Annotated in this window: 11 protein-coding genes; 4 read left to right on the forward strand and 7 right to left on the reverse strand. The window is 71.7% G+C overall.

Annotated features, from left to right (window positions below; genetic code table 11):
* Positions 1–94: 94 nt before the first annotated feature.
* Together LNW72_RS01475 and LNW72_RS41995 are read right to left on the reverse strand one after the other, a co-directional pair.
* A complete protein-coding gene (locus tag LNW72_RS01475; RefSeq protein WP_250973617.1) occupies positions 95–1,651 on the reverse strand; it encodes an AMP-binding protein in 1,557 nt (518 codons plus the stop codon).
* Positions 1,648–1,893, reverse strand: coding sequence for a phosphopantetheine-binding protein (locus tag LNW72_RS41995; protein ID WP_374117391.1), 246 nt, complete (start codon positions 1,891–1,893; stop codon positions 1,648–1,650). The genes LNW72_RS01475 and LNW72_RS41995 overlap by 4 nt, the downstream gene beginning before the upstream one ends.
* 234 nt (positions 1,894–2,127) lie before the next feature.
* On the opposite strand from LNW72_RS41995, the gene LNW72_RS01485 reads away from it, so the two are divergent.
* Together LNW72_RS01485 and LNW72_RS01490 are read left to right on the forward strand one after the other, a co-directional pair.
* Positions 2,128–4,173: an alpha/beta fold hydrolase gene (locus LNW72_RS01485; RefSeq protein WP_250973619.1), complete on the forward strand. Its 2,046-nt coding sequence runs from the start codon at positions 2,128–2,130 to the stop codon at positions 4,171–4,173.
* Between the two features lie 8 nt (positions 4,174–4,181).
* A complete protein-coding gene (locus LNW72_RS01490; protein WP_250973620.1) occupies positions 4,182–4,916 on the forward strand; it encodes a methyltransferase domain-containing protein in 735 nt (244 codons plus the stop codon).
* Positions 4,917–4,977: 61 nt separating this feature from the next.
* Here the strand turns inward: LNW72_RS01490 and LNW72_RS01495 are convergent, their stop codons facing one another.
* A complete protein-coding gene (locus LNW72_RS01495; RefSeq protein ID WP_250973621.1) occupies positions 4,978–5,694 on the reverse strand; it encodes a PIG-L deacetylase family protein in 717 nt (238 codons plus the stop codon).
* 212 nt (positions 5,695–5,906) lie between these two features.
* Here LNW72_RS01495 and LNW72_RS01500 point away from each other — a divergent pair, with 212 nt between their 5' ends.
* Positions 5,907–6,314 carry a DUF3224 domain-containing protein gene (locus LNW72_RS01500; protein ID WP_250973622.1) on the forward strand — a complete coding sequence of 136 codons (408 nt, stop codon included), beginning with the start codon at positions 5,907–5,909 and terminating at the stop codon, positions 6,312–6,314.
* 129 nt (positions 6,315–6,443) lie between these two features.
* Positions 6,444–6,809, forward strand: a complete 366-nt coding sequence (locus LNW72_RS01505; RefSeq protein ID WP_250973623.1) for a VOC family protein — start codon at positions 6,444–6,446, stop codon at positions 6,807–6,809.
* A 74-nt stretch (positions 6,810–6,883) separates the two neighbouring features.
* On the opposite strand, the gene LNW72_RS01510 is transcribed toward LNW72_RS01505, so the two are convergent.
* From LNW72_RS01510 to LNW72_RS01525, 4 genes are all read right to left on the reverse strand, one after another.
* Positions 6,884–7,816 carry a DUF6039 family protein gene (locus tag LNW72_RS01510; RefSeq protein ID WP_250973624.1) on the reverse strand — a complete coding sequence of 311 codons (933 nt, stop codon included), beginning with the start codon at positions 7,814–7,816 and terminating at the stop codon, positions 6,884–6,886.
* Between the two features lie 49 nt (positions 7,817–7,865).
* The gene (gene fabD / locus LNW72_RS41520) at positions 7,866–10,160 is read right to left on the reverse strand and encodes an ACP S-malonyltransferase (RefSeq protein ID WP_250973625.1); all 2,295 of its coding nucleotides are present in this window, start codon (positions 10,158–10,160) and stop codon (positions 7,866–7,868) included.
* Positions 10,157–11,053, reverse strand: coding sequence for a DUF6039 family protein (locus tag LNW72_RS01520; RefSeq protein ID WP_250973626.1), 897 nt, complete (start codon positions 11,051–11,053; stop codon positions 10,157–10,159). Before LNW72_RS01520 ends, fabD begins: the two co-directional genes overlap by 4 nt.
* Before the next feature lie 184 nt (positions 11,054–11,237).
* A complete protein-coding gene (locus LNW72_RS01525; protein WP_250973627.1) occupies positions 11,238–12,779 on the reverse strand; it encodes an MDR family MFS transporter in 1,542 nt (513 codons plus the stop codon).
* Positions 12,780–12,794 lie beyond the last annotated feature (15 nt).

The raw sequence follows: 12,794 nt of genomic DNA on the forward strand, positions 1-12,794 counted from the left end.
CGCACATCCCCTCGTTCATCCGTCGCCCGCGGGCAGTGGTCACATCGCGATCGTGCGGGGTCCGACCCTAGGCAGGCGGCCCGGCCGCGCCTGCTCAGAATTGAGCGCGGTCGGCGACCTCGCGGGCCGCCTCCTCGCGCAGGAGGTTCCGGTCCGTCTTGCCGTGGGCGTTCAGCGGAGCCTCAGGGCGCCACCACACGTACCGGGGCAGCATGTAGGCCGGCAGGCGGGTGGCCAGTCGTTCCACCAGCGCCTTCAGGTCGGGTTCCGCGTCGCCCAGGACGTAGGCGGCGAGCACCGCGCCCGACGGGGCCTCGACGGCGAACGTGGCCGCGTCCGTGCCGGAGACCTCGCGCAGCGCGGCCTCCACTTCGCCGACCTCTACCCGATAACCGTTGATCTTCACCTGCGAATCCCCGCGCCCGAGGTGGATGAAGCCCACGCCGTCGTCGGCGCGCACCTGGTCGCCCGTCCGGTACCAGCGCTGTCCACCGCGTTCGAGGAAACGGCCCGCGTCCTCGGCCGGGTCGAGGTAGCCGGCGAACATCTGCCCGCCGGTGAGGCACAGTTCGCCCAGCCGCGGGGTGGTCTCGCCGTCGGCCCCCAGCAGCAGCGCCTCCATGCCGTCGTTGGGCGTGCCGATGGGCACCGTCGCGCCGTACTCGGCGTCCGGCACGGCGGGGTCCCAGCGGAACGCCGTGCAGGCGATGGTGAGTTCGGTGGGGCCGTAGATGTTGTCGATCACCCCGTCGGGGGCGGCCCGCTGCCAGTACCTGGCGGTGTCCGTCATCAGTGCCTCGCCCGCGAACACCGACTGCCGCAGTCCGGCGAGGCTGCCGGGCGCGAGCATGCCCTTGCGCTGGAGGCCGCGCGCCAGGCTGGGGGTGCTGTGCCAGACGGTGAGTCCGTACCGGCGCACCCAGCGCGCCGGGTCGAGCGCCTGGAGGCGGGAGAGCACGCACACGCAGGCCCCGCCCGCCCAGGCCGGGAAGATGTCGGCCAGGGCCAGGTCGAAGGTGGTCTCGTGCACCTGGCTGAAGCAGTCGTCCGTCCGTACGCCGTAGCGGGGCAGCGCCGACTGCAGGAAGGACGAGACGTTGGCGTGGCTGATGGGAACGCCCTTGGGTGTCCCGGTCGAGCCCGAGGTGAAGAGGGTGTAGGCGATGTCGTCGGGTGCGCGCGGCGGCGTGACGAAGCCGTCCGCCGCCGCGTCGTCCGCAGTGACCCGCAGGGCAAGAATCGTGCCGGGAAGGTCCGTTGCCACCCGCGGCGCCAGGACCGAGTGCACCGGTGCCCCGGCGATCACCTCCGCCAGCCCGGCCGCGCCGGCCGGGTCGGCGACGACCGCCTCGCACCCGGCGGCCCGCAGCACGGCGCCGTTGCGGGCCGGCGGGTTCTCCGGGTTGAGCGGCACGGCCGTCGCGCCGGCGTAGAGTGCCGCCAGCAGGCCGATGTACGCCTCGGGCGTTTTCGCGGCCAGCACGGCCACGGATCGTGGCCTGTGCCGCGCGCTGAGCGCCGCCGCCCAGGACCGCGCCATACGGTCCACCTCGGTGTAGGTCCAGCTGCGGTCGAGGATGCGCAGCGCGGGGCCGTGCGGGTTGAGCGCGAGGCCGTCCCTGAACCAGCCGTCCAGCGGCCTGCCGGTCATGGCGTGCCCTGCAGGCAGGCGCTGACGGTGTCCCACAGTTTCTCCGGTGACGCGAAGGTGGCAGGGACCAGTGCCGCGTCGGGGAACGTGAAGTCGTAGGCGTCCTCCAGCGATGCGGAGAGGCCGACCATGCCCAGTGAGTCGAGGCCGTGGGCCGGCAGCGGGACTCCGGGCTCGAGGGGGCATCGGCGGGGTAGTCGGTGAGCGCCGCCCTGACCAGTTTTTCGAATGTCGCGTCCCAGTGAGCTGTCACGATGCCGCGCGTCCTTCCGTCGGTCCTTGGGTACCGGAGATGTTCGGTCACGGAGAAATCAGCAATTCCGGAACCGGGTTCCACACGGCACGGAAGCGTTCTCCACAATGCCATTCATGGCAATTACCGGCGTGCTCACTTTTGAGCAGAAAGGGATGGTGAAATCCTGCATCATTGATGGTCTTCTCATATCCCGCGTATTTCCGGGAACAGGTGACCCGCCGTGCGGCCCGCAGCACTGGTCCAGGAGGACAGGACGATGTCCCACCATGTGCTGCTCGTCGGCACCTCGGCCCTTCTCACCGGGCGGCTGGCGGCCCGCCGGCTAGCGGCGCCCGACCGCCCCTCGGTACTGCTGCTGCTGGCGGCCAGGAGCCGCCCGACCGCACCGGGGCCCGACGCCGCGGCCTTGCGGTCCTTCGTCCGGGACGACGTGGCCGGCAGCGCGCCCGGCACCGCGCCGGATGACCCGGGCGACCGGCTGCGGATCCTGCGGCTGGACCCAGACGCGCTGGCGGAGGCACTCGCCGCGGAGACGGCCGATGAGGTCTGGTGCGTGACCCCGGGCCTGGACCGCGACCCGGCGCGCGGGGCGTGGGCCGACGGCGTCGTCGCCGGAGCGCTGCTCGCCGCCCTTCCCGCTCTGCGGGCCGCCAAGTACGTGCACGTCGGTCCTTCAGGGGCGGGGGGTGCGGACCGCCTGACCCCGCCGCCCCCGCCCTATCGCGAACTGGAGCGCACCACCGTGGAGCGCTGTCTGGCCCACGGAGCCGCCTGGCGCGTGTTGCGTACGCCCCCGGTGGCCGACGCCGCCGCCCCCCTGCTCGGCGAGAGCCCGGCGGGACCGCACCAGCTGCTCGAAGCGCTGCGCTCGGTCAGGTCGGAGGTCGCCGACCGCATACCCGACTGGTTCCAGCGCCACCCCCTGCGCGTGGCCGGATTCGGGGGCCGCGGGCTCGCGCTGCTCCCGGCCGGACGGGCCGCCGAGTGGCTGTGGGCCACCGGGGGGCCGCCCGGCCTGCCCGACGGTTTCGCCACCCTGCCCTGTCCCGTGCCGACCCCGTTGGAGGAGCTGCTGCCGCGCGCGGGCGCCGTGTACGGGATCGATCTGCGGCCCGTGACCGGGCGGGACGGGTTCACCGCGGCGGAACGGCTGCTGGACCTACGGCTCGACGCGGTACGGAGCGCGGCCGTCCGGCTCGGCGGGAGCGCCGCCGACGACGCGCCCGAGGCGCTCTCCGTAGCCGCCCAGTGGGAGCTGCTCGGCGCGGTCCGCGAGAACCAGGACCGCTCGGCGGCGCGGACGCCGCCCCGTGGTCCGGCCCGTACCGTCGAGGTCGCCGGCGCGCCGCTGACCCTGTTCGAAGCGGGAGCCGCCAGGGCGGCCGGCCAGGCGCCCCTGGTCCTCATCAATGCGCTCGGGCAGGGACACGGCTTCCTCGACCGCCTCTCGCGGGAGCTCGCGGCTCACCGGCGGGTGGTGTCGTGGCAGGTCCGCGGAACCGATCCCGACCTGCCGCCCTGGGACATCGACCACCAGCTCGACGACCTGCGCGCGGTGCTCGGCCTGACCGGTGCCGAACGCTTCCACCTGGTGGGCTGGTGCACCGGTGCCAAGATCGCCACCGCGTACCAGCGGCGCCACCCGGGCGACGTCGCCTCCCTGGTCTTCCTCAACGCGACGTTCAAGCAGGACGGCCTGTGGGACGGCATGGACACACCGTACGAACGCAATCTCGAAGCGGTCTGCCGCGCCCTCGCCCGCCGGCCGGAGAAGGCGGAGCGGCTGGTCGGGCTGCTCGCACCGGGCAGCGCGGGCGGCGGGGAGAAGACGGGGCCCGGGCAGGACGCCGGAGTTCTCGGCGTTCTCAGCCGGGCGCTGGCCGAGGAGGTGCGCAGGCCCTTCCTCGCACCCGAGAAGCTCGTGCGCTATGCCCGCCAGCTCGTCGACCTGTGGACGCTGGACACCGCTGAGCAGGCTCCCGCAGTCGAGGTGCCCGTCCTTTTCGTGGGCTCCGAGTTCGACGCCATCTCCTCGCCCGCCCGGGCGCGGGCCGCGGCGCGCTGCTTCCCCGACGCCAGGTACGCCGAGCTGGCGGGCGCCGGGCACTACGCCCCGCACGACAGGTCGGCGCTGGTGGCGGAGCTGATCACCGAGTTCGTCCGGGCGCCGGGACGCATCGCGCGCGAGGTCGCCCATCCCGAGATCCGGTGGGGTGTCGAACCGCCCGGCCCGGAACAGAACCCAGCACGAGAGGCTGCATCATGACGGAGTCGATGGCATTCGACCGCGTGGCGGACAACTACGACCGGATGCGGGGCGGGATCGAGCGCGGCCGCCAGGCCGCCGCCCGGCTCGTCGCCGATCTCGCGCCGGGCCCGGTGCTGGAGGTCGGTACCGGCACCGGGATCGTCGCCGCGGGCCTGACGGAGCTGGGCCACCGGGTGTACGGCGTGGACCTGTCGCCGCCGATGCTCTCGCGCGCCCACGGCCGGCTGGGAGGCAGGGTCGCCGTGGCGGACGCGCAGTCGCTGCCCTTCGCCGACGGCGTCTTCGCGGACGTGGTCTTCGTCCATGTGCTGCACCTGGTGGCCGACATGCCCGCGGCCCTGCGCGAGGCCGCGCGGGTGCTGGCGCCCGGCGGACGGCTGCTGGCCGCACACGGCGACCCGGCGGCCGACCCCGACGAACTGGTCGCCGTGCTCGACCGGCTCAGCGAGCTGCACCCGCCGCGCCCCGACACCCCCGGGGGACTGGACACCGCAGCCGGGGAGGCCGGCCTGCTGCCGGTCGGCCACGACTTCGCGCCGGACTACGACCGGGCCACTTCGCCGCGCCAGTTGCTGGAGAGCCTGGAGCAGCGCCTGCCGCCCTTCCTGTGGGACATCGACGACGCCACCTGGGCGCGCGTGGTGGAACCCGCGCTGGCCGAGCTGCGTGCGCTCCCCGACCAGGACCGCCCGCGCCCGCAGCAGTGGCGGGTGCACCACAGCGTGTACCGCAAGCCCTGACGTGGTCCGGGCGGCGGCCGCAACCCGTCCCGGTTGCGGCCGCCGCCCGGACCCGGCTCCGTCAGCGCGGGATCATCTCGAAGGCGATGGCCGGCACGCCGCCGAAGCGGGCCCCGGTCGCCTGCGCCAGACCCATGAGCGGACCCTTCACATCCGTGATCGGGGGCTGCTGCGCCGCCAGGTAGCTGCTGTGCGCCTCCAGCGAGGCGATCGCCTTGTCGAGGACGTCGCTGACGTCCACGGCGTGCGTCGGCTGCGGGGAGTTGGACATCACCACGTACTTCACGTCCTGCCAGGGGTCCAGGCCCAGGTCCCGGAAGACCCAGCGGTTCCCCGCGTCCCCCACCGCGTCCAGCAGTGCCCGCCCGGTGTTGCGGTGGTCGGGCGAGTTCCACCGGCCGCTCGACGTGTGGTCGTGGTGGCAGAAGCCGATCACCAGCTCGGGGCGGTGCCTGCGTATCGCGGCGGCGAACTCGCGGCGCAGCGCCAGTCCGTACTCGATCGCCCCGTCGGGGTGGTCGAGGAATTCGACGCCGGACGCGCCCACGACGGCCGCGCCGGCCCGCTGCTCGCGCTCGCGCAGCGCGGCCGCGCGCTCGGGCGGCAGGGTGTCGATCCCGGCCTCCCCGTGACTCGCGACGAGATAGGTGACGGCCTTGCCCGCCGCGGTCCAGCGCGCGACCGCCCCGGCCGCCCCGAACTCCATGTCGTCGGGGTGGGCCACCACCGCGAGTGCCCGGTTCCAGTCCTCAGGCATGATTTCCAAATCTTGGCTCATACGGGTCAACGTAGCATCGGGAGTTCGCTTATCGACAGAGATATCGGCGCTGTCAGCTGCTATTGTTTTCCCCCTTTAATCCGCTCGCGCAGAATGCTCAATCGTGAGCAGAACGGGGTGCCGGGAGCCGGGAGAATTCGTTGGTCCGTACGGCGGGCGAGGGCCCGTTGCGACCGGCCCGATGCCGCAGTCCGCGAGCGAGAGGAACCCGCATGGCGACACACTCGACCAGCGATATGACCTGGAACCCCTGGCAGCCGGCGCCCTACGCCGATGCCGAGGGCGCTCCGATGCTCATGCACGGCATCGTGTCCAACCACTACCGGGGCGGGATCGAGGCCGAGGGCAGCCAGCACGTGCTCATCGCACTGGGCCCGGACGGCACCAGCACTTTCACCGGCCTGGAGCGGGTGACCGGCCGTGTCGGTGACCGCGAGGGCACTTTCGTCCTGCGGATCAGCGGCAGCACGGCGGGAGGCAAGGCCAATGCTGAGCTCACCGTCGTGGAGGGATCGGGCACCGGGGCCCTGGCCGGGATCAGCGGACAGGGCGAGTACTTCTGCGACAACCCGGGCCCCAACGGGAACGCGGCGGTGACGCTTGATCACTCCTTCGGGTAATCCGGCTGATCGGCGTGCGCCCCGCGGCGCGCCCGCATAGTCTCGATATGTGCCATGACCGGCCCCGACCGGGCCGTCCGTTCGCCGGACGGCCGACCGTGGGCACTGTCCTGAGGAAGGAAGCTTCAGATGAGTCCCATTGGCCAGCTGGCCGCAGTCACTCTCGACGCGGTCGAGCCTGCTGCGCTCGCCGACTTCTACTGCGGGATCACCGGTTGGAAGACGGTGTTCACCAGCGAGGACTTCGCGTTCATCGCCAGCGAGGACGGGACCGGCAAGATGGGGTTCCAGCGGGAGGCCGACCACCACGCCCCCAAGTGGCCGAGCCAGGACAAGCAGATGCACCTGGACTTCAGCGTCAGCGACCTCGACGAGGCGGAGAAGGGGGTGCTCGCCCTGGGCGCCACCAAGCCGGACTTCCAGCCCGGCGGGGACAAGTGGCGCGTGTTCGCCGACCCCGCCGGTCACCCCTTCTGCGTGACGACCGCCGCCTGAGACCCCGTACCCGGCGTGAACGAACGGGCCGCGGCGCTCCGCAAGGAGCGCCGCGGCCCGTTCGCCGTTCGGGGTCAGCCGCCCCAGAATTGAGGGGTCAGCGCGCTGTCCCGGCCACCGCCCTCGACGATCATCCGGTCCCAGCGGCCGCCGCCCTTCTCGGGGGAGACCCAGTCCTGCATGTACGTGGCACGGGGGGACGACGGATCGGTCCGCGCGTCGATCCCCATCAGCGCGTACATGGTACTCAGGGACTGCAGGTGGATCAGGAAGTGCATGCGCTCCATCTTCCCGAACGCCTCCTCGAACACGAAGGCGGAGGCCTGTCCGCCCGAGTTGAGGTTGGTGTTCTCCGTGACGGTGCGGGCGAACAGCCTTGCCTCTGCCCGGAATTCGTAGCTGAAGTCCACGGTCCGGTGCATCACCACACCGGCGGTGGCGGTGTTGAGCAACGACTCCGGCGCCACCGAGGTCTGGTGTGCGGCCGGAAGCACCTCGAACCAGGGACCCTCGTGCGCCGTGTCGAGCGGGCTCATCGCCGGGTCCTGCGCCATCTTCTGGGTCGCGGTGCCGAACATCCCCCAGCGGTGCGGGAACATCATCGTCTCCTGAACGCTGCCGGGGACGAACGAGGCCTCCCACTCCCGCGCCCTTTGGTGCGCCACGAAGCCGCCGAGCACACCGTCCCTGAAGTCCTGGGCGCCGCCCATGTGCAGGAGGCGCTCGTAGTCCTCCAGCGAGTGGAAGTGGATCAGCCAGTGGATGCGGTCCTTGACGCCGAAGGTCTCGTCGTAGACGAACACGGTCACCAGACCCGGGTGCTTGTCGTTGGCGAACTCGGCCGCCTCCCGGGCCAGCGCGCGTGCCGTGCCGCTCTGTCCCGCGGCGATCTGCGCGACACGCTCGACGATCACGCCGGCGTTCGCCGAGTGCAGGACCTTCTCCGGCGGTTGTGAGGTCTGGTGGAGGGCGGGCGGAACGACGGGCCTGCTGCTGTCCACGGTCATACGAGTCTCCTCATGACGTCGAGTACACAAAACGCGGTGGTGCTGGGGCTCAGCCGTACGCCGCCCACCGGAGGCGCAGCACCTCGGCCGCCCCGGTCATCAGCCGTTCGGCGATCAGATCCACGTGCCGCTCCCTCCAGGGCTCCAGATCGGTGCCCCGGACGAAGCCGTTGAACGCGCCGGCGGCGGGTCCGCAGTGGATCTGGTAGTTGGCCCGCTCGGCGGGGTCGCCTTCCTGCGCGGCCCGGTTGGTGCGCGCGAAGTAGGACTTGAAGACCAGCGCCATCCGGTGGCGGGGGTCGCGTTCGGCGCGGTCCACCTCGTGCGGGCGGCCGGTCTCCAGATAGTGCTCGCGCGTCTGCTTCCACACCTGCTCCAGGGGCGCGCGGAAGCAGTCACGCTCCAGGGTCCGGCGGGTCGCGGCGTCCAGGGCGTCGAGTCCGGGGTACTGCCGGTAGAGCTGGTGGAGCTTGTTCGCGCGGGCGGCGAACAGGGTTCCCTTGCGGACGACCTGTACCTTCGAGCCCATTTCGAAGAGATCGCCGGCCGGAGCGTACGTGGTGTCCTGCACGTCGAGCGTCGCCAGCAGATCCTTGACCGCGTCCGATGTCCCGGCCTGCGGTGAGCACTGGTTGACCGAGCCGGTGACGACGAAATCCGCGCCCAGGACGAAGGCGGCCGCGACGGCCTCAGGGGTGCCGATCCCGCCGGAGGCGCCCACCCTCGGCCGGCGGGGGTAGGAGTGACGCGCCGTGAGCCGGTCGCGCAGCGCGGTCATCACCGGTACCAGGGCGAGTGACACCCCGCCGTCGGTGTGCCCGGCGGAGTCGGCCTCGACGCAGATGTCCCCGGCCAGCGGAAGCTCACGCGCCACCGCCGCCTCGGCCTCCGACAGCCCGCCCCCGGTCACCAGCCGGTCGAGAACGCCCTGCGAGGGCGGCGAGAGGAAGGCCTCGGCGACCTCGGGACGGGAGCACTTGGCCAGCACGGTCCGGGCAGCCACCGGGACGCCGTCCGGGCCCCGGTGGGCACCGCTGAACCGGAAGCGCACGAGTGCCGGGGTCACCGTGGTGAACGCGGCCGCCTCGATGTGCCGGACCCTCTGCCGGAGCAGGAGATCCACCATGGCGTCCTCGGCACCGGGGTCGGACATGTCGTGCAGGACGTTGACTCCGTACCGGCCGTCGAGGTGCGGTGTGCGGCCGAGTTCGGCGACGGCCTCCTCGACCTGGGACAGCGGCAGTCCGCCCGCGCCGAAGTAGCCCATGAGACCGGACAGGCCCATCCTGGCCACGAGTTCGACGGAGGCCACGCCGCGGAACATGCTCCCGGCGAGGTAGGCGTAGCGCAGTCCGAAGTCCTCACGGAACTCGGCGCTGCCCAGCCGGGCCGCCGCCGGGTCGGCGGCGGCCGACGGAGCCGGTGCGGGCACTCGTGCGGGAGCGGTCACTCGTGCGGGAGCGGCCATTGGTGCGGGCCCGGCCGCCGGGGCCGGTGCGGACGGCTCTGCCAGCGCCGCCCGCCACATCGGGGTGAGCACCGGCTGAGGGCTGAACTCCCGCAGCTCGCCGACGCCTTGGCCGATCAGGTGGAGCATGGTCTCGTGCCACCGCACCGGTGAGGTGATCTGGTCGACCAGCAGCCGGGCCACCCCGGACGGCGGGTAGGGGCGGGCGGTCGCGTTGGCGATCACCGGAACGCGGGGCTCCCGGAACTCCGTCGCTGCCAGGAACGCGGCGAACTCCCCGGCGGCCGCCGCCATGTGCCGGGAGTGGAAGGCGCCGCTGGTGGCCAGGGGGATGCATCGGGCCCCCTCCGCCGCCCGCGCGGCGGTCCGCACCGTGGCGATGGAGGCGGCCGAGCCGGACACGATCACCTGGGTCGCGGTGTTGTAGTTGGCCAGGTCGACGTCGGTGACGCCTGTGCGCTCCAGCAGCGCCTCCACCTGCGCGACGGTCAGTCCGAGGATCGCGAGCATGCCGCCGCCGTCGGCCTGCGCCATCAGCTCCCCGCGCCGCTTCACCAACCGAAGGCCGGTCTCGAAGTCGAAGCACTCCGCGGCGGCGAGAGCGTTGTACTCGCCCAGGCTGTGTCCGGCCAGGACGTCGGGCGCCGGGCCCTCCTCCCGGGCGGCGAGCTGCGCGAGGGCGTTCACCACGAAGAGCGCGGGCTGCGTCCATCGCGTACGGCCGAGTCTTCCGTCCGGGTCACGCAGGCACAGTTCCGCCACGGACTCGCCCAGGACGCGGTCGGCGGTGGCCGTGTGGTCGGGGAACCGGGCGAACAGCTCCTCGCCCATCCCCTTGCGCTGTGTGCCCTGACCGCCGAAGACCCAGGCTCTCACCGGGCGGTGTCGTACTGGTAGGGCAGCAGCAGGGTGTCCTCGATGGTGCCCTGGACGAAGGTCCGGCCCCACCGGCCGCCCCCCTTGCTCTCGGCGACGAACTCCCGTCCCTGGAGCTTCTGGAAGCCCTCGTCCTCGCGCTCCATGGCCAGCAGTTCCTGGTAGGTGTCGAAGTCCTTGAGGTGGATGAGCCAGTGCAGCCGGTCCATCACGCCGAAGGTCTCCTCGTAGAGGTACGAGGTCGCCCGCCCCGCGAGCTTGGTATTGATCTCGTTCTGCCAGGCGAAGGCGTAGTGCCTGGCCTCCTTGCGGAACTCATGGGACGCCTGTCCCACCCGGTGCAGGGTCAGCACGGAGTTGGCCGAATGCAGCAGTTGGTCCTCCGACTGGCCGGTCTGGAGCCGCGCCGGGTCGACCCACACGTCGCCCTGGTGCTCGCCCTCCTCGTGCACCAGCCCGTGCTGCGGTACGAGGATGCGCTCCTTGACGGAACCCTCGACGACCGCCCGGCCCCAGACTCCGGCGCTCGCGTCGTCGACGACGCGGTCGCTCTCCAGCATGTCGATCATCTTCTCGTCGTGATCGACCATGTGGAGGCTGATGGCGAAGTCGTTCGGCGTCTTCCAGTGGATCAGCCAGTGCACGCGGTCCTGGCGGCCGAACGCCTCCTCGTAGAAGAAGAAGGAGGCGCCGTTGAGGTCCGCCTGGTTCATGTAGGCGATCACGTCGGCGAAGAGCTTGCGTCCCTCGGCCCGGTGCTCGTACTTGAGCTGCGCGCTCCGGGCGATGATGAATCCGGCGTTGCCCGAGTGCAGCAACTTGTCGGCGGGCACCGGGCTCTGGGCGGCGGCGGTGTTGAGGCCGGGCTCCCGCCGGGACGTCTGCTGAGTCATGTAATGCCCTTCCGGTCGACGGTGGACGGGCTCGTCCCGGAGCTGCCGAGACGGCGCCAGCCACGCTAGGACGGGCGGTGGCACGGCGGCTGCACAAACTTGAGCAGGCCGGTCCCACCACGTGCGGTGGGACCGGCCTGCTGACGGCTGGACGGGCGGGACGCGAGACGACGCGTCCGTCCTCTCAGTCCTTGGCGGTCGCCTCCTCGGCGATGGGAGCGGCCTGCTGCGGCGCCGTGCGCGGCATCTCCTTGAGGAAGAGCGACACCACGAAGGCCACGGCGATCAGCGGGGCGCAGAGCAGGAACACGTCGGAGAGGGCGTCCGCGTAACCGTTCAGCACCTTGCTGCGCAACGGTTCGGCGAGCCCCTGGATGTCCGCGACCTTCCCAGCACCGGAACCGCCGCCCGCGCCGAGGTCGGCGAGCCGGGTGGTCAGCACGGAGCCGAGCACCGCGACACCCATCGCCGATCCCATGCGCTGGTAGAAGTTGACGGCGCTGGTGGCCGCTCCCATGTCCTTCATCTCGACCGAGTTCTGCACGGCGGTGATGATCGGCTGCATGACGAGTCCGACCCCGGCACCGAACAGTGCCGTGGACAGCCCGGCCTGCCAGTACGGCGTGTCCACGTCGAGCTGGGCCAGCAGCAGCATCGCCACGACCAGCACCGCGGAGCCCGCGACCGGGAAGATCTTGTACTTGCCCGTCCTGCTGATCAGCTGGCCGGACCCGATCGACGTGGCCATCAGCCCGAACATGGCCGGCAGCATGGCGAGTCCGGAGCGGGTCGAGGACAGGCCCATGACGGACTGGAACCACAGGGGCAGGAAGACGATGCCGCCGAACATGGTGGCACCGGCCAGGAAGCCGAACAGCGCGCCGATCCCGAAGACCGGGTTGCGGAAGAGCGCCATGGGGATAACCGGTTCACCGGCCCGCAGCTCGGCCCAGACGAACAGCACCGCGAGCAGCACGGCGCCCAGGATGAGCAGCAGCGGGCCGGCGGCCGTCCAGCCGTACTCCTCGCCCGCCCAGTTGAGGTAGAGCAGGGCACAGGTGACGGCGCCGACGATGAGGGCGGCTCCCGCGTAGTCGATGTCGTGGCGGCGCTGCTCGTTACGGGCCCGCAGGCCCACGGCGGTCGCCACCAGGGCGAGGATGCCGACCGGCACGTTGATCAGGAAGATCCAGCGCCAGCCGGGACCGTCCGTGAACCAGCCGCCCACGAGCGGTCCGCCGATGCTCGCCAGACCGAACACCCCGCCGAACATCCCTTGGTAGCGCCCGCGCTGTGCGGGCGGCACCACGTCGGCGATGACGGCGAGCGCCAGCACGAACAGGCCACCGGCCCCGATGCCCTGGACGCCGCGGAACACGATGAGCTGCCAGATGCTCTGCGCCCCGGCACATGCCACCGAGCCCAGGACGAAGACCGTGATGGCGCCCTGCACGACCGGCCTGCGGCCGTACAGGTCGGAGATCTTGCCCCACAGCGGGGTGACGGCCATGGAGGTGACCAGGTACACCGTCACCACCCAGGGCAGCCGGTCGAGTCCGCCGAGGTCGCTGACGATGCTCGGCAGGGCGATGCTGACGACGGTCTGGTCCAGAGCCGACAGCAGCATCGCGGCCATCACTCCCCCGATCGCCAGCTTGGCTTGCCGGCCGATCGGCTGGGGCGACGTGTCCTCCGCCGCGGGAGACGCCTGTGCGGGGTTTTCCATGGTGGTCCTTGTTCC

The sequence above is a fragment of the Streptomyces sp. RKAG293 genome (assembly GCF_023701745.1).
In the GTDB taxonomy this organism is placed as follows: domain Bacteria; phylum Actinomycetota; class Actinomycetes; order Streptomycetales; family Streptomycetaceae; genus Actinacidiphila.